Here is an 18,050-nt window from a genome sequence, read left to right as displayed (position 1 = left end):
ATTGGAGGGATACCGTTGACGAAGGCCGTGCCGGATTTATTAACTTTCGGGGAAACGATGGCTTTATTTATGCCGCAGGAGTATAGAAGTATCGAGAATGCCCCTACGCTTGAAGTAAGCTTCGGAGGAGCAGAGAGCAATGTTGCGATTGGCGTTGCTCGCTTAGGCGAAACTGTCGGCTGGTTCGGCGTGCTCGGTGACGACCCGTTTGGCCGTTCCATTCTAAAGCGCATTCGCGGAGAAGGCGTGGACGTTTCGCGTGCAAGCCTAGTGGAAGCGGCGCCGACAGGCATGATGTTCCGCGAAATGGTGGCCGGGAAGCTTGCCGTTCATTATTTCCGCAAACACTCCGCCGCCAGTCAAATGAGACCGGAACAGCTCGATATGGACTATATCCGGGGCTGCAAAATTTTGCATATCTCCGGCATTACACCAGCACTTAGCAAGAACTGTCGTGAAACGATCTTCGCGGTTGTTGCCGCTGCGAAGGAAGCAGGCGTGCGGATATCATTCGATCCGAATTTGCGTCTCAAGCTATGGACGATTGAGGAAGCGCGTGAAGTGGTATTGCCCCTTGCTGAGCAAGCGGACTATTTCTTGCCAGGCTGGGACGAGCTGCGATTGCTGTATGAGAACGATGATTTTGAAGCTGTAAAGGCGGAGCTGTCGAAGCTGCCTGCAATCAGCGTCATCAAAGGTGTCGGAGATACGACGGTCGTACTGGAGAATGGTCAAGCAACTGAGGTGCCTTTCTATCCCGTTGAACGTGTTATCGATACGGTAGGTGCCGGCGACGCGTTCTGTTCTGCTTTCCTGGCTGGACTGCTCAAAGGCATGAGCCCGCTTGAGGCTGTACGACTTGGCAGCATCAGCGGCGCTTTGGTGGTTCAAGCGCGCGGTGACTGGGAAGCGCTTCCTGACTGGACGACCGTTGAACGCAGATTGACGGACAAAGGCTGGGTGGAGCGCTAAATGGCAGATGTGCAATCGTCGAAAGGACAGCGGCGGCGGGAGCAGATTATGAATGTGCTGAAGCGGCAAGGACGTATTACGATACAAGAGGTTGTCGAACGATTTGGCATTTCAGAAGCTACGGCGCGCCGTGATTTGGAACTGATGGAGAAATCAGAGCCGGTCATTCGGACGATTGGCGGAGCGATGTATGATGGCATGAATGCGGTGAGAGAGCTCCCTTTCTCAGAGAAGGAAGGGCTGTATTTCCTCGAGAAGGAACGGATTGCGGCGGCAGCGGCAGGGCTCATCTTCGAAGGCGATGTCGTCGGTCTCTCCGGCGGCACGACCAACTATTATTTGGCCAAGCTGCTCAAAACGCGCAGAGGCATTACCGTAGTGACCAATACCATCAACGTGGCGATGGAGCTGGCAGGCAGTGAGATCAACGTCGTTGTTACGGGCGGGATGATGCGGCATAACAGCTTTGAATGCTGCGGCCCGCTTGGCGAAGGCATGATTAGTCAGCTGCATATCGGCAAAATGTTTCTCGGGGTAGACGGTGTTTCCTCAACCGGGGGCATCACAACCTATTCTGAGCAAGAAGCGCAAATCGCCAAAGCAATGATTCGCAGATCACAAGCAACCTATGCGATGTTCGATCATACGAAGATTGGCCGTACTTCGCTATTCTCCATTGCGCCGCTCACCGAGCTGCAAGCCTTTATAACGGACAGACCGCTTCCACAGCAGCTTGCGTCAATCGCCAATGCTCATGGCATTCAAACCGTCATTGCAAGCGAGGGACAGGAAGCTTCGATGTAGAACGCACCTGTATCACAGATACATATAGAGCAAGGAGGAAGCAATATCGAAATGGATGAAGATCCATGCAGATGTTGCTTTTTTGTTAAAATATTACTTTTGCTTTTTCCCGATTTTGGTATACTTGGGATTGTACGAAAACTTGAAAGGAGAAATGTGAACGTGTCTGAAAAATTGATTATTGGTAACGAATCTCACTCCTATGAAGTTGCAGAAGGCTGGGGTAACCTTCCGGAAGGAATCGCTTACGGCTATACGCATGGTATTGTCGTCGATGCAAATGATAACGTTTACGTACATAACACGAGCAAAGACTCGGTTGTCGTTTTTGACAAAGAGGGAAATTTCATAACCTCGTGGGGCGCGGAATTTGAGGGAGGCGCTCACGGCTTCTACCTTCACCGTGACGACGCAGACGGCATCGAATATTTGTATTTCGCAGATACAAACCGTGCGCTTGTGGTCAAAACGACCTTGTCCGGTGACGTACTGCTTGAAATTGGCGGACCAGAGCGTCCGGATCTGTATGATGCCGAGCGCCGCTACGTCCCGACAGATGTATGCGTGGCACCAAACGGCGACATATACGTTTCTGACGGTTACGGTCAATTCTATATTCATCACTACGATGCGAAAGGCAACTATATCCGTTCATGGGGCGGCCGTGGTTCAGAGCCTGGCAAAGTCAAAGAACCGCATGGTATCTCCATCAACCTGCGCGGTGATGAGCCGGAAATTTACGTTGCTGACCGCAGAAACAGCCGTATTCAAGTGTTCACGCTTGAAGGCGAGCATAAGCGTTTCGTCGATCATAATCTCGATCTTCCATGCAGCTTCTACTTCTTCGGTGACGAGGTTTATATCCCGGATCTGGACAGCCGGATTACAGTACTGGATAAGAACGATCGTCTTATTACGCATCTTGGAGAAGACCAGCAGGCTTATAAACAGCAGGGTTGGCCGAATTTGCCGAAATCCTATTATCGTCCCGATAAATTCAGCTCGCCGCACGGCGTTTGCGTGGATTCACAAGGCAATGTTTATGTGGCGGAATGGATCTTCGACGGTCGGATTACCAAGCTTATCAGACAGAAGTAAACACGAACTCTTCCTAACTAAAAAGGGTTATGCAGCGATCGACCGTCATTACGGCCGATACTGCATAACCCTTTATTTGATTTGACCTTAGCTGCTGTGTACCAGACGGCCGTTCACCCATGTATGGTTAACTTCGGTAAAGGATGCATCTGTCAAAACAAGGTCGGCCTGTTTACCGACTGTGATGGAGCCTGTTACTTCCGCAAGCCCTAACTGTTGAGCAGGATTGCTGCTTGCCATTCGACTTACCTGAGCTGGGCTCAGTTCCGTATGTGTGAGCATATAACGGAATGCGTCAATCATCGTGAGCGTGCTTCCGGCTAAGCTGCCGCCTTCTCGGAGACGAGCTACACCTTGTTTAACATCTACGATGAGACCGCCGAGATCATAGTCTCCGTCACCTAGACCGGCAGCTGACATGGCGTCTGTAATCAGCACGACTTTATCTGCCGGCTTCGAGCCTACGAGCAATCTGATTGCCGCAGGGTGGACATGGTGTCCGTCTGCGATAAGTTCTGCGTAGATGCGATTGTCGGTCAACACGGCGCCAACCGTCCCGGGCTCACGGTGGTGAAGTGCACGCATGGCGTTGAATGTATGCACGGCTTGTGTCAATCCGCTATCCGCCGCCGTTGTTACTTGCGCATAGGTAGCATCCGTATGTCCGCAAGCTGCTACGATGCCGCTCTCTGCAAGGTAGGCAATGAGCTCGCAAGCCTGTTCTTTCTCCGGGGCCAAAGTGAGCTGTTTGATGAGTCCGGGATATTGCTCGTTCCAAGACTTCACCCAGTCTACGCGTGGCGGTGAAATAAAGGCCGGATTTTGAGCTCCGGGCCAGAGCTCGCTGATGAATGGTCCTTCGAGATGAACGCCGCCAAGCGCTGCGTAGGCCATCTCACCGTTTGCATATTCATTGGCTGCCGCAAGCACAGCTTCAATAGCTTCCTGAGAGGCCGTCACGGTAGTCGCCAGCATGCGGGTCGTGCCCTTAGAAGCATGAAAACGAGTAATGGTGTCGTAGGCTTCACGGTCTGCATCCATGAAGTCGGCACCGAAGCCGCCATGAACATGCATGTCGATAAAACCTGGCAGGAGCCAGCTGCCGTTCCCGTCAATGGTGCGATGCTGCTCGTTCTCAGATGGAAGGAATTGACCTTCAATAATAGCTGTAATGATCCCGTTCTCTACGATAATGCTGCCTTCGACAACCGTATCTTGCACGATTGCTTTCACATTCGTGATGTACCAATTGTTATCCGCGGCTTTCATCCTCTACAACAACCTCCCTGCCTCTCGATCGACCAAAACGATCACTTTCTTATGCGTTTGCAGCAGCGATGCCGGAACTTCTGTCGTAATCGGACCGTGCAGTGCCTGTTTGACGATATTAGCTTTATCGGCACCTTTCACGACAAGGACGATCGAGTCTGCTTTCAGAATGGAACCGACGCCCATCGTAATTGCTTTCGTGGGCACTTCATCCGGCGTATCGAAGAATCTTGCGTTTGCCGCGCGAGTCGCTTCCTCGAGCTCGACGATATGGGTACCGCCATGCAGTTCTTGATCAGGCTCGTTGAAGCCGATATGTCCATTGTGGCCAAGACCAAGTAGTTGTACGTCAATGGGCTGTTCAGCCAGCATGCGATCATAAGACAGGCATTCCGCTTTCAAATCACTCACCATGCCGCTCGGCAAATGTGCTTGCTGCTTCGGCAAATCGATGTGGTCAAACAAGTGGTGTTTCATAAATTGGGCATAGCTTTGCTCATGGTTTGGCGAAAGTCCAACGTATTCGTCCAGGTTGAACGTAGTAGCATCTTTGAAGGAAACTTCGCCGTTATTGTACATCTCTATCATTTTTCCATAAATTCCGATGGGTGTCGAGCCGGTTGCAAGTCCGAGTGTTGCGTGAGGATTATGTTTAATCGTATCTGCGAAAATTTGAGCAGCATAACGGTCAAGTTCACTAATATTGTCGAAGCATTTCAATTCCATAATGATGTGCCCCCTAAGGTTCGTTATGATTTTATTATAAATGAAATTGTCAAAACCGACAATGAAAATGATTAAAAAAGTCATTATTAAGAAATTAATAATCAAAAAATGCAATGATTCCCTGCAAACTTGCTCTGAAGGTCACGCTTATGCCATTATGATTGAAGCAAAGATGATGACAGGGGGAAATATGACAATGATGGACAAGCATGATGAAGAGCATGTCCTAACGACGAAGAGGAAAGGCGAGCATATCCGGATCGTTCTGCAGGAACAGGTACAGAGCATCGGCACGGAGCCCGGCTTCGAACAATATCGGTTTCGCCATCAAGCTCTCCCGGAGATTGCTTTCGAGGAAATAGGTATCGCTTCATCGTTTCTGGGCAAGTCGATTGCAGCGCCGCTTCTTATTAGTTCGATGACCGGGGGAACAGCGGAGACAGGTGCTATTAATGAAAGGCTTGCGGAAGCAGCGCAGGCAAAGGGCTGGGTAATGGCGCTTGGCTCCATGCGAGCTGCCATTGAAAAGGAATCGCTTGCTGCCACATTCCATATGCGGAAGCAAGCGCCGACAATTCCGATCATAGCTAACCTAGGTGCTGTTCAGCTCAATTACGGCTACGGAGTCGATCAGTGCAGACTTGCCGTTGAGCTTGCTGAGGCTGATGCACTGGTATTGCATTTGAACAGCTTGCAGGAAGTATTCCAGCCCGAAGGGGACACGAATTTCCGCGGGCTGCTTCAGCGCATTGCCGAGGTATGCCGCAAGCTGCAAGTACCGGTTGGCGTGAAGGAGGTTGGCTGGGGTATCGATGCTGAAACAGCACGAAGGCTGCACGATATAGGTATTGCCTTTATTGACGTTGCCGGAGCCGGCGGAACTTCCTGGAGTCAGGTCGAGAAGTATCGCGCGCGTGATCCGCTGCGTGTCGAAGCTGCCGCCGCCTTTGCAGGCTGGGGGACGCCGACGGCAGCATGCGTGCGGGACGTCCGTGCTGCGCTCCCCGGTGTTGCCCTTATTGCGAGTGGAGGCTTGAACACAGGCGTGGATGCAGCGAAAGCGATCGCATTAGGCGCCGACTTAGCAGGCTACGGCCGTTCGTTGCTTGCCGGTGCGGCAGAGCAGCAAACCGGCGGCAGCGAAACGCTGCTGCGCCAAATGGAACGTATCGAATTCGAACTGCGTACCACAATGTTCGGCATTGGCGCAGCCAATTTGCAGGAGCTGCGTCATACCAACCGCTTGATCCAATTGTAGACTAAGGTGAGTCCCGCAAATCCGATTACGGATTAGCGGGTAAGCCCAGAGCCTTCGATATCGACATTCGTTTGAACCTCGAATTTAAGATTGGGATAAATGGATTCCCAGTCCCTCCAGGTTTTGGGGCTTCCTTCGTGAGTAGCACGATAGCGAAGTCCGAAACCGAACGGATCCACGCCTGCTTTCTGGACTTTCTCAAGCAGGCGCTTGGCTTCCTCAGACACCTGAGTATTAAAGCCTTTCTCGAGCTCATCCCAATTCTTGTCATAAATTCCGCCAGGAGCCTCCTCGAATATGCCTCCTATGTTCAACTTCATCTTTAGTACATATCCGTCTTGTCCTTTTATGATTTTGTAGTGGGAACCAATTCTGTCTACGGAGAGAACCAGCGTATCTCCATCAATCGTTGCCGAAACCGTCGATTTTTTGTAATGGTTACGAATTTGATTGTACATTTCGGTTTCGCGGGGATTAAGCGTGAGTACAAGCTTGCTCTTATCAAGCAGCCCCAGTTTCGATATGACATAGCCTTTCTTCTCTTTCCTCATAATTGGCAGAATAGGATCCATGCCGCGTTCATCTACGCGTCGCAGGAAATCAAACAAATAAACGCTGACAAGGTACGAGGATTGGGTGCCGTCTTTTCCGAACAGCAGAAAAATGGTATTGCCAGGGAATCGCTCGGAAGGCGGATTGACTTCCAGAATCGTCCTGGCATCCGGCTTGCCAACGGCTACGTAGGCGATGTTCTGCACATCGCGGCGGCGAGAAAGCCATTGGAGCGTTTCCGTGTAATCGGACTTGACCAGCCCTTCTCCGAGCAGGTACAGCTTGCAATGCCCAAAGTCCAGTTCCTTATCCACATGCGACTTCAACAGACGAAGAGCTTCGGCTATTGTGGAGGCATGAATGGTTTCTACTTGCGTTCTGGCTGCCCCAGGCTCGACTTTCGGAGATGGAATGGCAAGTCGGAGCGTTATTTTGAAGCCTTGCTTGCCTTCGTCCGGGGAGTCGATCCCCATGGCAATGACAAAGAACCGTTTATCAATATCTTTGAAGCCGCAGCCTCCAATAAATACAATGACAAAGACGATCATCATCAGCTTCAAGACATTACGTTTTGCCTTCATTTATTCATCTTCTTTCTAGTTACCCTCGCTCTTACACTGAGAACAAAGAGGAATAAGACGGTCACGGTTTCCGCAAATAAACGAAGCAGCAGCCAATTTTTAGAAATTTCCAAACTTTGCTTCTCGTTGAAGAAATAAACGGACATCACGGTCATGACTGCAAAAACGGATGCGATTACATAGTTTGCGACCGGCGTACGAGGCGGATCGATGTGCGGCTTAGCTTTCGGTAAACAGCTCTTTATCATCTCCATCGCAATATGCCAACCCGTCGTCGTATAAAGGAGCGTTAGGTTTAGATACAATAACAGAAACAAGAAGATGACGCGTTCGATAAACCCGTAGCCCAGCATCATGGAATCCGAGGTCACGCTCCAAAGGTACAAATACGATCCGACCGCTTCCGTACCATGAAAGCCGATCGGAACAAAGAACGAGAGTAATAGAATCACCAAGCAGAGGATAGGCACCGCCCAGCGGAATCGAATTCTGAGATTAGGCGGGTTAAGGCGATTGAAAATGGCATAATTGGTGTACCCCGAAAATACATAAGTTGCGGCCGCAAACGGTTCAAGCTTTGGCGGCATGCGCCAATATTGGGCGACGGTTCGTATAGCATCCCAATCTAGGTTTGGATTGGTCGAAGCTTTAAATAAGATAAAGAAGACGATCGGGATATTGATGAGCAGAGCCATCTCCATAATTAGTATTACGGTTAAAGTAGAACGCGTAGAGGTGTAAACACAAGCTGCAGCGAGAATGAACAGCACGATTACGGCGCTTGTATCGGGATTGAAAAAACGGTTGATGAGCACCGCATAACCGGTTAGCGCAATCGCTGCGGCCACGAACCACATGGTAGACAACAAAAGCAAAAAGGGAATGTTAATGAACTTAGGGAAATAGAGCGCCAGTATTTCAGGAATCCCTTTCCCCGGAAATGTTTTCATTACATGGGTATAGAGCATCGCCAGGAAGCTGCCTAAGAAAGCCGCGCAGATCATAGAGGAAACCGATCCGGTATATCGGTCGCTGATGAGCAGATACGGAACAAACATCATGAGATTCAAGATGCTGACGAGAATGATGTTGTAATAATAGTATCGGTTCATTCGTTATTCACCTGCCCAATATCACCGGTTTGCGATGGTGTCTTGCTTATGATGCGGAAGTATGGCTTGCCAAAGCTCCGCATGTCAGCCAAATAGACTAAATAACAGAACGCTCCTATCGTTACCCCGGATATGCCAAAGAAGATCGCAGGGATAATAAGCGGGTATTTTAGAAATCGAATAGCCCCTGACATATTATTAACAGGGATGACGAAATTGGAGATAGCTACGACAGAAGTGACGATAATCATAATACTGCTGACGAGTCCTGCCTGCTGCGCGGCTTGACCTAGAATGAGGCCGCCGACGGTCGTCGCGGTGGAGCCGATATATTTGGGCAGTCTGACGCTGGCTTCGATAAGCGATTCAATCATAAACAGCATGATGAATACTTCGATAAAAGAAGGATAAGGCACGGCAGATCGGCTGCCTGCAATGGAGTAGGTCAATTGCACACGAAACAGCTCCGGATTATAGGAGACAATGGCTACGTATAGCGCCGGAAGTGTGATGGTGAGTATGACGGCCAAATATCGAAGGACCAGGAGGCAGCGTGTCATCCAGAAAGAGTCATAATGATCATCCACGGCATTCATAAAGTCGAAGAAGGTTGCGGGCAAAATTAGCGCAAACATCGAGCCTTGAATAAGCAGGATGATTTTGCCCCCTTGTATGCCTGTACATACGCGGTCAGGACGTTCGGTCAACATCATAGACGGAAACAACCGATACCGGTCACCGAGGGCTCTGGCCAGCTCTCCGGTCGCCATAATCATAGGCGAAGAAACCCGATCCAGCTTCTCCCGAACCGCGGTCAGTACGGTTGGATCAACACGTCGTTTATCGAAGATCAGCAAAACTCTTGTTTTGGACTGCGTGCCTATCGTGCGTTCCTCGACAGCCAGCTCGGGGTTTGGATAACGATTGCGAATAATATTAACAGAATCTATCAGATCCTCGCTTAACGCGATTTGAGGGCCAGTGATTACCGTTTCGACCATCGTTTGCGGATTTTCGTTCCGGATAATACGAGCAGCATCGAACTTATAAACGTCGCCGTTCAATTGCAGGAGGACAAAGCCCTTAAGAATCGTATCCGCCCATTTCGCAGGGTCATCAAAGCGTTTAAAGACCGGGTTGGTTTGAACTAATTCGTCAAAAGGATGCTCCTGCTGCGTAAAAGGGACGAGAATGAAATCACTCACTTTACTTTCGTCGCAAAGCGTTGCAATATAAGCGATCTCGATCGTAAACGAGTCATTCTGCAGTCGATTCATGATTAAGTCTCGCGACTCTGCAAACAGCGTGTTGATACGATTTAGCATGATGGCTTCCTCCTTCCGGAACGAATGGCCGTGATTGATCGGAATTCTGACAACTTGGCATAGTATGGATGTTTGAGATGAAAATTATGCCGCTGCATCTGTGTTTTGCCAGAATGGCGGAGGGTGAAGTACAATAAGAGGCATAAAAAAGACATGGCATTGAAAGGGGAAGCAAGTATGACGAATTGGTATGAGCGCAGTTTCGGCTCTGATTATATGGTTGTGTATCGTCACCGAAATTGGGAGCAGGCGGCGCGTGAGGTGGAAACCATGGCAGGATGGCTGGAGCTTGAGCCCGGGGCCACCGTACTCGATATCGGCTGCGGAATGGGACGCCATGCTCTTGCCCTGGCACAGCTCGGCTACAACGTTACCGGGATCGACTTGTCAGCATCCCTGCTTCAGAAGGCCCGCGAGCATAATAATGAGGGACAGATTCATGCACTCATTCAAGGCGATATGAGGGAGCTGCCTTTCGAGGACAGCAGCTTCGATGCGACCGTTAATTTGTTTACGTCCTTCGGTTATTTCGAACTTGAAGACGACAATCATCGCGTCATAAGCGAAATTCGCAGAGTGCTGAAGCCGCATGGCGCTTTCCTTATCGATTTCATGAACCCGTCCTATGTAGCCGCTAACCTCGTGCCGCATTCGGAGCGTACTGACGCTGAGACAGGACTACATATTGATGAACAACGAAGCACAGCAGATGGCTGGGTTGTGAAGCAGATTCAAATTACTTCTCAAGAGGGACCAGAAGCCTCTCGCAGTTATGAGGAGCGGGTTCGATTGTTTCCACTGTCTTGGTTCGAGGATGCGCTCCATGCAGCAGGGCTTAAGCTGGAACAATGTTATGGTGATTATGAAGGTCGACCGTATGATGAGATGCATTCTCCGCGTATGATTTTGAAAGGCAGGGCGTTATCGTGAGTGAAGGGACGAAGTCGCTGGTAACAGAATGGCAAGGTGGGATTTTGCAGGTTAAAGTTCCGCTGCCGTTCTCGCTGAGGTGGGTGAACAGCTACTTGATCCCGGACTCTTCAGGATACACGCTGATCGATCCAGGATTACATACGGACGAGACTGTTCGAGCTTGGTCTGAGGCAATGATTGATAAATCGATTTCGTTCGATGCGATTCATACCATCATCTTGACCCATCAGCATCCTGACCATTACGGATTGGCCGGCTGGTTTCAAGAACGTACAGGCGCTCCCGTGTATATTTCGGAGGCTTCCTATGCGTATACACAGCGGCTATGGGGAGCTGACCTAGGGGCGGAATTTGCTGAGTCGTTGACGGAGCTATATACCGACCAAGGTATGCCGCCATCGGTAGTAGAGGAAATCACACCGCATCTGAATAGCTTCGTGGAGAGAGTTACTCCGCAGCCGAGAGTTACCTTTCTGCAAGCAGGACAGACGATAACCATCGGCGGTTCGATGTGGCAAATGATCGAAAGTCCGGGGCATGCAAGAGGCCAATTGTGTTTCTATGAACCGCTTAAGAAATGGATGTTTTGCGGCGATCAAGTGCTGCCGAATATTACGCCTAACATCAGCGTAGTGCCAGGTGAAGACCATGATCAGCTGCAGCAGTTTCTGGACAGTTTGGAGGAGCTGAAGGCTTACGAGGTTGATCTTGCTTTTCCGGGGCATCGGGATCCATTCACGAATTTCAGCGAACGGATCGCCCAACTCGCAGCCCACCATGAACGAAGATTGATTCAAATCCGAGAGCTGATTCAAGCGGAACCTATGACGGGGTATACGCTCTGTATGCGGCTCTTCGGTGAACGGATTGCCGGCAATACGCATAATTTGAGGTTTGCCATGTCAGAAACGCTGGCCCATTTATTCCATCTTGAACACCAAGGGCTTGTTACCGGAATTAGACAAAATGAACAGTTGTATTATTCGGTGAAGCCGGATTCTTAAATGAAAAAGCTTCCAAAAGCGCCCGGAATATGGTGTATAATGAATGGGTCATCGTTTGAAGAAAAGGAGCCCATTAACTATGCCTGTATCCCGCTCTGAATCTCGTCAACATCAGAAACAACAACGTTCCCGCAGAATGAAGCGCCTGTTTGCGATTAACCTTATCCTCCTGCTGATTATCGGTGCACTAGCGATCGTTTATGTTGTGCAGCGGCAGGATGGTACTGAGAAGCTGAACACTGCGGCTAATGCGGGCAGCAATAATGCCGGGCAAGTCACGGATGCGAACGAGGCTGGAGCCGACGATCAACCGGCTGGCAATTCGAATACAACTTCAGTTACGCCTGAGGCAGATGGTCAATCATCATCGGAAGGTTACACCATTTATGAGCCTATATCTGATGATTCTGATGATCCCACGTCCGATAATCAAGCTGCAGCGGGCGATACAGGGAGTACTCCGGTTGCCGGAGATCAAGTGAACTTATCTTTTACAGGTGATGTTTTATTGGCGGCTTCCGTAGAGAAGCTGATGCTTAAGAACGGCTATGATTACCCGTATGCGAAAGTATTGAATGAATTGAAGACACCGGATTTAATGGCGGTCAATTTGGAGACGCCTGTCACCTTGCGCGGTACTCCGGCAGAAAACAAACAATATGTCTACAAATCTTCGCCGGACGCACTTCCTGCCTTGAAGGCAGCCGGTATCGACGTAGCCAATTTGGCGAACAATCACACGCTGGACCAAGGTGAAGAAGGGCTGCTCGATACGATCGCCCATCTCGATGAAGCAGGTATTCCGAATATGGGTGCCGGACGCGATGAGCTGGAAGCGTTCAAGCCAGTACTGCTGGAAGCTAAGGGAATCAGCGTTGCTTATCTTGGTTTAACGAGAGTGGTACCTGTCGGCTCCTGGAAGGCGACGAAAGATCATGCGGGCTTAGCGGAAACCTATGATTCTACACGGGCGGTTGCTGCTATTAAGCAGGCAAAGAAACAAGCTGATATTGTGGTGGTTATGGTGCACTGGGGAATCGAACGCGAAGATTTGCCGAATAACGATCAGAAAAGATTAGCACACGAATATATTGATGCAGGGGCAGATTTAGTTATCGGCAGTCATCCTCATGTTCTTCAAGGTTTTGAGTCGTACAAGGGGAAGTGGATTGCGTACAGCTTGGGCAATTTTATATTCAGCGGTATGACGCCGGATAAAACGAAGGACACCGGAGTCCTTCATGCAGCTTGTAATGTGAAAGGGGATTGCTCGTTGAAGTTTAATCCCATGCGTGCGGTGCAATCACAGCCGGCACCGCTGGCAGGAGATGAGGGAGCCGCCTTGCTAAAGCGGATTTCGGGTATTTCCTTTCATGCAACTGTGGATGAGGCAGGGAACATTCGACCGAAGGAGTGAAGTTGATGTTGAATCCGTGTGTTGCCCACCGCGGAGCTTCAGGACTTGCGCCGGAGAATACGATGGCAGCTTTTCGGGAGGCGCTTAGTTTTCCGTTCGTGCAGTGGATCGAGCTTGACGTACAGCTGTCCAAGGACGGCATTCCCGTTGTGATCCATGATGACTCGCTCAGGCGAACGGCCAAAGTGGCGGGTCGTGTACATGAATTCACGGCGGATCAGCTTGGCAAGATGGACGCAGGCAGTTGGTTCGATAAGTCCTTCGCAGGTGAAGGCATTCCGACGCTGCAGCAAGTGATAGACGCTACGATCGGCCGCTGCCGGCTTAATGTGGAGCTCAAAACCTACGGGGGCCGCTATCCCGGCATGGAGAAGAAGGTCGTTGATCTGCTGTACAAGAACGGCTTACAGCATGATGCAGTCATCACCTCCTTTGACCGGGAGTCGCTGCGAAAGGTGCGCGAGCTGACCAAAGATGTCCGGACAGGACTTATCCTAGATGCGTCGCCTTGGACGCTGGCCATGGATTTGGAGCGTCTCGAGGCTACCTTCTTATCCGTCGGTTATACGCGTGTGTCGGATCAACTGCTTGCATCTATGCGGGCTGCACAGGTTGACGTAATGGCATGGACCGTCAATGATGCGCCTATGATAAAGCGGCTTGCCGCACTCGACAGCTCGCTTATGATCTGTACGAATTATCCGGATCGTTTCGCGCAGGCGAAGAATGGAAGCTCCTAACAAAAAAAGGCGGATCCCACACAGAGGGCTGTGTGGATCGCCTTTTTTTGTTTGTAACACATAAGCAGCATTTCCGATTTTCCAACTGCTAAACCGAGCAAATGCTGCATGAAATGCGCACTTGAATCTTATACGTCACGGAATCGATCTCGAATATCAAGAATTGCAGGGAGCTGCTCCATCAAGATATCGACTAACTTTGGATCGAAATGGTTGCCGCGTTCCTCTTGGAATAACTGCAGAATTTGTTCAAGCTCCCAAGCCTTCTTGTACACACGTTCGCTGCCTAGTGCGTCGAATACGTCTGCAATGGCGGTAATCCGTCCGTAGAGATGAATATCCTCTCCGCTAAGCCCTCTTGGGTATCCTTTGCCGTTCCATTTCTCATGATGCTGATAGGCCACGATTGCCGCTGTTTTGAGCAGTTCGCGGCTGGATGCTTTGAGCAAATTGAAGCCGATATCCGTGTGCAGTTTCATCTGGTCGAACTCTTCCTCGGTCAGCTTACCGGGCTTGAGCAGAACGGAGTCAGGAATGGCCACTTTGCCGATATCATGCATGGGCGAAACCATCTTGAGCAATTCGGCTTCTTCAACGGATAGTCCGTAACCGATTGCGAGGATGTAGGAATATTCAGCTACCCGTTTGACATGGTTGCCGGTTTCTTTGGAACGGCTTTCGCCGATCTCACCCATTACAGTAATAATTTCGCGCTGCGTTGCGACGATCTCCTCGTGGAGGATAACCGATTCAAGCGATTTGCCGGCATACGAGGCGGCCAGCTTCAAATGTTCGAGGTCGCGCCCCGTAAATATTGCTTGCGGCGTCAGCTTATTGATGGCTTGATAGGCGCCGATAATGGTTCCGTCATTGCCTACGAAAGGCACGGTTATGACCGATTTGGTGCGATATCCGGTACGGCGATCATTCTCGTCATTATGCCGATGATCGTTATAGGCGTCGTCGATTAACAAGTATTCGCCGGACTCGACAGAATGGCCGACGAAGCCGGTGCCAAGTGGAATTCGAATTTCATTGACGCCATGGGCAATGGTCGTAAACAGCTCTTCACGGGAATGGTCGATGAGCCACACTGTGCATCGGTCTGCTAAAATCATCTCACGGCCCATATTGGCCATGAGCAGGAGTACGCTCTTTAAGTTTCGCTCTCCTCCGATTTTGGCGGTATAATCAAATATGATACGAAGCAGCTCTTCCGGCGTCCGTTCGTTTGCGGCGTCAGCGTGTGGGAGGACTTCATCATGACGTTTATGACGATCATTCATATGCAATCGAACGCTCCTTAAATGACAAAAAAGTGTATGGTTCGACATTACCAATTCAACAAAACTTTACGGAATCCTGCTTAGGCATATGCAAAAAATGGATGATGTACATCGTGTGGATGGAAGGTGAATGGAAGCTATGATCGATATTTGGGGATCGGATATAGGCCGGCTTGCGGCCGGAATCATTGGAAGCAGCGCTATTGCAGCTGCTGCTTATCGGCTTCGTTCCTTATCCGGGAGCGGGGCTGTTTCGGCTGCCGTTATGGGGACAGGCTATGTTGCGCTGGGCGGGCCGCTATGGTTCGGCTCGCTGCTTGCTTTCTTCTTGACTTCTTCGCTCTGGTCCAAATGGAAGCGAAGACATTCCGCCAAGCAGGCCGCCGAGGCGAAATACGCCAAGAGCGGCCGTCGCGATGCCGCGCAGGTGTGGGCCAATGGCGGCCTGGGGCTGCTGCTGTGCGCAGGGCATGCGATCTGGCCCGCGGCAGCATGGGTGTACGCGTTCGTCGGCGTCATGGCCGCCGTGAACGCGGATACGTGGGCCACGGAGATCGGCGCGCTCAGCCGCCGTGCTCCGCGGTCCCTGCTTAGCGGGCAGCGCGTTGCGCCCGGCACGAGCGGCGGGGTCACGCCGCTTGGCAGCTTCGCCGCGCTGGCCGGCGCCGCTTTCATCGGCGCAGCCGCGGCGCTGCTGCACGCTGCGCCGCCTGCGCCTGCGGGCGTCACGCCTGGCGTGCTGCTCGCCGCCGCGGCTTGCGCCGGCACGGCCGGTGCCTTCGCCGATTCGCTGCTCGGCGCGACCGTGCAAGTGATGTACCGCTGCCGGGTATGCGGCAGCGATACAGAACGCGCCGAGCACTGCGGCAGCAACGAAGCAGTGCGGCGAATCCGCGGCTTCGCCGGGATGACCAACGATGCGGTGAATTTCGCGTCCTCGGCGCTGGCCGGCTTGCTGGCACTGCTAATCGGCTGCGCCTTTTCCTAATTTCTCCTAGCAAGCGGACGCATATAAAAGACTATCCCTATGGATGTCGAAAGAGTTATAATCAACCTAATGTTCACGTTTTTGGGTACAATTGTGCAATATTCTAATGGTTTCTCGGGTTGACAGCCTAGGGATCGCCTAGTATCCTAACTCTAATAGAAAATTTTTACAGATGTAAATGTAAACGAATTCATAGATTCGGGAAGGAGAATGGCCGCACGTGAAGATTGATACGGCGAAATCGCCGATTGCCAGCAGCCTTCCGCTGCTCCAAGCGGATAATGTGAAACGCGTATTCGGCCGCGGTGACAATTCTGTAACCGCTGTCAAGAATATTAATCTGTCGATTAAGAAAGGCTCGATGATCGCGCTCAAAGGCCGTTCCGGCTCCGGCAAGACGACGCTGCTGAATTTGCTTGCAGCGCTGGATCAGCCGACAGAAGGCGACGTTTATTTTAACGGTCAAATTATTTCCCGATTGCCCGAGAAGCAGCGCAGTACATGGCGCAGAACGAATCTGGGTTTGGTATTCCAAGCCTTCGGACTCATACCTCTTATGTCCGCTTACGAGAATGTGGAGTTTGGGCTGCGCATCGCTGGAAGCGATTCGAAGCTGCATAAAGAACGCGCCGAACAAGCGCTGGAATGGGTAGGCATGAAATCCCGCATGAAGCACCGCCCGCCTGAGCTCTCAGGGGGAGAACAGCAGCGTGTTGCGATTGCCAGAGCGATTGCGCACAGGCCAGTCCTGCTGCTGGCGGATGAGCCTACAGCCGAGCTGGACAGCCGGATGGGGCTGCAGGTCATTAAAGTGTTTCGTGACCTTGTAGAGAACTTGGGAATGACCGTCGTCATGACGACACACGATCCCGGTATTATGGAAATCGTCGATCATGTTATTGCATTGGAGGATGGAGAGATTGTCTCAGAACCTAACGCGTAAACATCGCCGCAGATTGTTCGTCAAGGAAGCTGCCGCAGTAATGGTTGTGGCGTCGCTGCTTTCCGGCTGTTCCCTTCTGCCGCAGAAGCAAGTCGTCCTGCAGCCCCCGCTCGTGCAGCCTGCTGCGGAGAAGGTAGATGCTATTGAAGTCAAGAAAGCGACAATTGAGCGGAGCTTCTCCGGCGCGGCTGTCGTCGCATCGAGCAAGAATGTGCCGCTCTTCTATAAGGAAAGCGGAAGATTGAAGGAACTGCATGTAAAACTTGGCGATGAAGTGAAAGCAGGACAATTGGTAGCCGAGCTGGATATGGGCGATTTGGACCTGCGCGTGAAGCTGCAGAAGCTGAGTCTGGAACGTGCTCAAATCGAGTACTTCCGAGTGAAGCAAAGCGGTGTTACCGGAAACGATCTGCGGATGAAGGAGATCGATCTGGAGCGGGAACAATTGATGCTTAATTCGATGAATGAGCAGTTCGAGTCCGCGAAACTTACGACACCGATCAGCGGCATCGTGTCTTATTTGGACACGAAGTCGCCGGGCGATGGGCTGAACGGGTATACGCCGCTTGTGTCTGTTGCTGACCCAACGCAGCTATACCTGATCTACACGGCTGAGGACGCGAAGCAAATTGCCGGCGTTCAACGTGACATGGCAGTCGAGATCAAGGCTGGCGATAAGAAGTTTGAAGGTAAGGTGCTGCAGTCTCCTTCGGATGCGCCGATTACCCTGAACAAGGAAATCGACGATCGGAATACGAGATTGCTCTATATTACAATTAATAAACCGGACGAGTCATTCGAACTCGGCAGGACGGTCGATATTCATATCGTGCTAGAGAAGCGTGACAATGTTGTTGTTATTCCGCGCAGTGGTCTGCGTACCTACTTGGGACGCACTTACGTACAAGCGCTGGACGGCGACCGCCGCAAAGAAATCGACGTACAGCCAGGAATTATGACATCAACGGATGTTGAGATCGTCAAAGGTTTAGATCCGGGCATGAAAGTGATTCTGAATAACTAATTTCAGCTCATGAGAAGA

The 18,050-nt window shown here is 51.0% G+C and carries 17 protein-coding genes; 11 read left to right on the top strand and 6 right to left on the bottom strand.

Annotated features, from left to right (window positions below; all coding sequences use genetic code 11):
- Positions 1-15: 15 nt before the first annotated feature.
- The 3 genes from AC506A_RS11050 to AC506A_RS11040 all read left to right on the top strand — a co-directional run bounded on the left by AC506A_RS11050 (position 16) and on the right by AC506A_RS11040 (position 2,874).
- Positions 16-972, top strand: coding sequence for a sugar kinase (locus AC506A_RS11050; protein ID WP_495461068.1), 957 nt, complete (start codon positions 16-18; stop codon positions 970-972).
- Positions 973-1,776 carry a DeoR/GlpR family DNA-binding transcription regulator gene (locus tag AC506A_RS11045; RefSeq protein ID WP_495461067.1) on the top strand — a complete coding sequence of 268 codons (804 nt, stop codon included), beginning with the start codon at positions 973-975 and terminating at the stop codon, positions 1,774-1,776. It abuts the gene before it with no gap.
- Between the two features lie 162 nt (positions 1,777-1,938).
- Positions 1,939-2,874, top strand: a complete 936-nt coding sequence (locus AC506A_RS11040; RefSeq protein ID WP_495461066.1) for an NHL repeat-containing protein — start codon at positions 1,939-1,941, stop codon at positions 2,872-2,874.
- Between the two features lie 87 nt (positions 2,875-2,961).
- Here the strand turns inward: AC506A_RS11040 and nagA are convergent, their stop codons facing one another.
- Positions 2,962-4,143 (bottom strand): N-acetylglucosamine-6-phosphate deacetylase, encoded by a 1,182-nt coding sequence (gene nagA, locus AC506A_RS11035; protein ID WP_495461065.1) that lies wholly within the window; start codon positions 4,141-4,143, stop codon positions 2,962-2,964.
- 3 nt (positions 4,144-4,146) lie between these two features.
- Complete coding sequence (gene nagB / locus AC506A_RS11030; protein ID WP_495461064.1) at positions 4,147-4,869, bottom strand: glucosamine-6-phosphate deaminase; 723 nt, start codon at positions 4,867-4,869, stop codon at positions 4,147-4,149.
- Between the two features lie 196 nt (positions 4,870-5,065).
- Here nagB and fni point away from each other — a divergent pair, with 196 nt between their 5' ends.
- The gene (gene fni, locus AC506A_RS11025) at positions 5,066-6,127 is read left to right on the top strand and encodes a type 2 isopentenyl-diphosphate Delta-isomerase (protein WP_495461063.1); all 1,062 of its coding nucleotides are present in this window, start codon (positions 5,066-5,068) and stop codon (positions 6,125-6,127) included.
- Positions 6,128-6,159: 32 nt separating this feature from the next.
- Here the strand turns inward: fni and AC506A_RS11020 are convergent, their stop codons facing one another.
- From AC506A_RS11020 to AC506A_RS11010, 3 genes are read right to left on the bottom strand one after another with little or no spacing between them, the layout of a single operon-like run.
- On the bottom strand, positions 6,160-7,260 hold the full coding sequence (locus AC506A_RS11020) for a Ger(x)C family spore germination protein (RefSeq protein WP_495461062.1): 1,101 nt from the start codon (positions 7,258-7,260) through the stop codon (positions 6,160-6,162).
- Positions 7,257-8,372: a GerAB/ArcD/ProY family transporter gene (locus tag AC506A_RS11015; protein WP_495461061.1), complete on the bottom strand. Its 1,116-nt coding sequence runs from the start codon at positions 8,370-8,372 to the stop codon at positions 7,257-7,259. The genes AC506A_RS11020 and AC506A_RS11015 overlap by 4 nt, the downstream gene beginning before the upstream one ends.
- Positions 8,369-9,697, bottom strand: coding sequence for a spore germination protein (locus tag AC506A_RS11010; RefSeq protein ID WP_495461060.1), 1,329 nt, complete (start codon positions 9,695-9,697; stop codon positions 8,369-8,371). The genes AC506A_RS11015 and AC506A_RS11010 overlap by 4 nt, the downstream gene beginning before the upstream one ends.
- Before the next feature lie 153 nt (positions 9,698-9,850).
- Between AC506A_RS11010 and AC506A_RS11005 the strand changes: the two genes are divergently transcribed.
- From AC506A_RS11005 to AC506A_RS10990, 4 genes are all read left to right on the top strand, one after another.
- Entirely contained in the window at positions 9,851-10,627 is a 777-nt protein-coding gene (locus AC506A_RS11005) for a class I SAM-dependent methyltransferase (protein WP_495461059.1), read from the top strand.
- Positions 10,624-11,634, top strand: coding sequence for an MBL fold metallo-hydrolase (locus AC506A_RS11000; protein WP_495461058.1), 1,011 nt, complete (start codon positions 10,624-10,626; stop codon positions 11,632-11,634). Before AC506A_RS11005 ends, AC506A_RS11000 begins: the two co-directional genes overlap by 4 nt.
- Positions 11,635-11,713: 79 nt before the next feature.
- On the top strand, positions 11,714-13,051 hold the full coding sequence (locus tag AC506A_RS10995) for a CapA family protein (protein ID WP_495461057.1): 1,338 nt from the start codon (positions 11,714-11,716) through the stop codon (positions 13,049-13,051).
- Between the two features lie 5 nt (positions 13,052-13,056).
- Positions 13,057-13,791: a glycerophosphodiester phosphodiesterase gene (locus AC506A_RS10990; RefSeq protein ID WP_495461056.1), complete on the top strand. Its 735-nt coding sequence runs from the start codon at positions 13,057-13,059 to the stop codon at positions 13,789-13,791.
- Between the two features lie 128 nt (positions 13,792-13,919).
- Here the strand turns inward: AC506A_RS10990 and AC506A_RS10985 are convergent, their stop codons facing one another.
- Positions 13,920-15,077, bottom strand: coding sequence for an HD domain-containing phosphohydrolase (locus AC506A_RS10985; protein WP_495461055.1), 1,158 nt, complete (start codon positions 15,075-15,077; stop codon positions 13,920-13,922).
- Between the two features lie 130 nt (positions 15,078-15,207).
- On the opposite strand from AC506A_RS10985, the gene AC506A_RS10980 reads away from it, so the two are divergent.
- The 3 genes from AC506A_RS10980 (at position 15,208) to AC506A_RS10970 (ending at position 18,032) form a co-directional block, all read left to right on the top strand.
- Complete coding sequence (locus AC506A_RS10980; protein ID WP_495461054.1) at positions 15,208-16,065, top strand: DUF92 domain-containing protein; 858 nt, start codon at positions 15,208-15,210, stop codon at positions 16,063-16,065.
- 220 nt (positions 16,066-16,285) lie between these two features.
- Positions 16,286-17,008 carry an ABC transporter ATP-binding protein gene (locus AC506A_RS10975; protein ID WP_495461053.1) on the top strand — a complete coding sequence of 241 codons (723 nt, stop codon included), beginning with the start codon at positions 16,286-16,288 and terminating at the stop codon, positions 17,006-17,008.
- Positions 16,986-18,032, top strand: a complete 1,047-nt coding sequence (locus AC506A_RS10970) for an efflux RND transporter periplasmic adaptor subunit (RefSeq protein WP_495461052.1) — start codon at positions 16,986-16,988, stop codon at positions 18,030-18,032. Before AC506A_RS10975 ends, AC506A_RS10970 begins: the two co-directional genes overlap by 23 nt.
- Positions 18,033-18,050 lie beyond the last annotated feature (18 nt).

Source organism: Paenibacillus sp. N22P23 (genome assembly GCF_059383735.1).
This window is presented reverse-complemented; position numbering and strand designations above follow the sequence as displayed.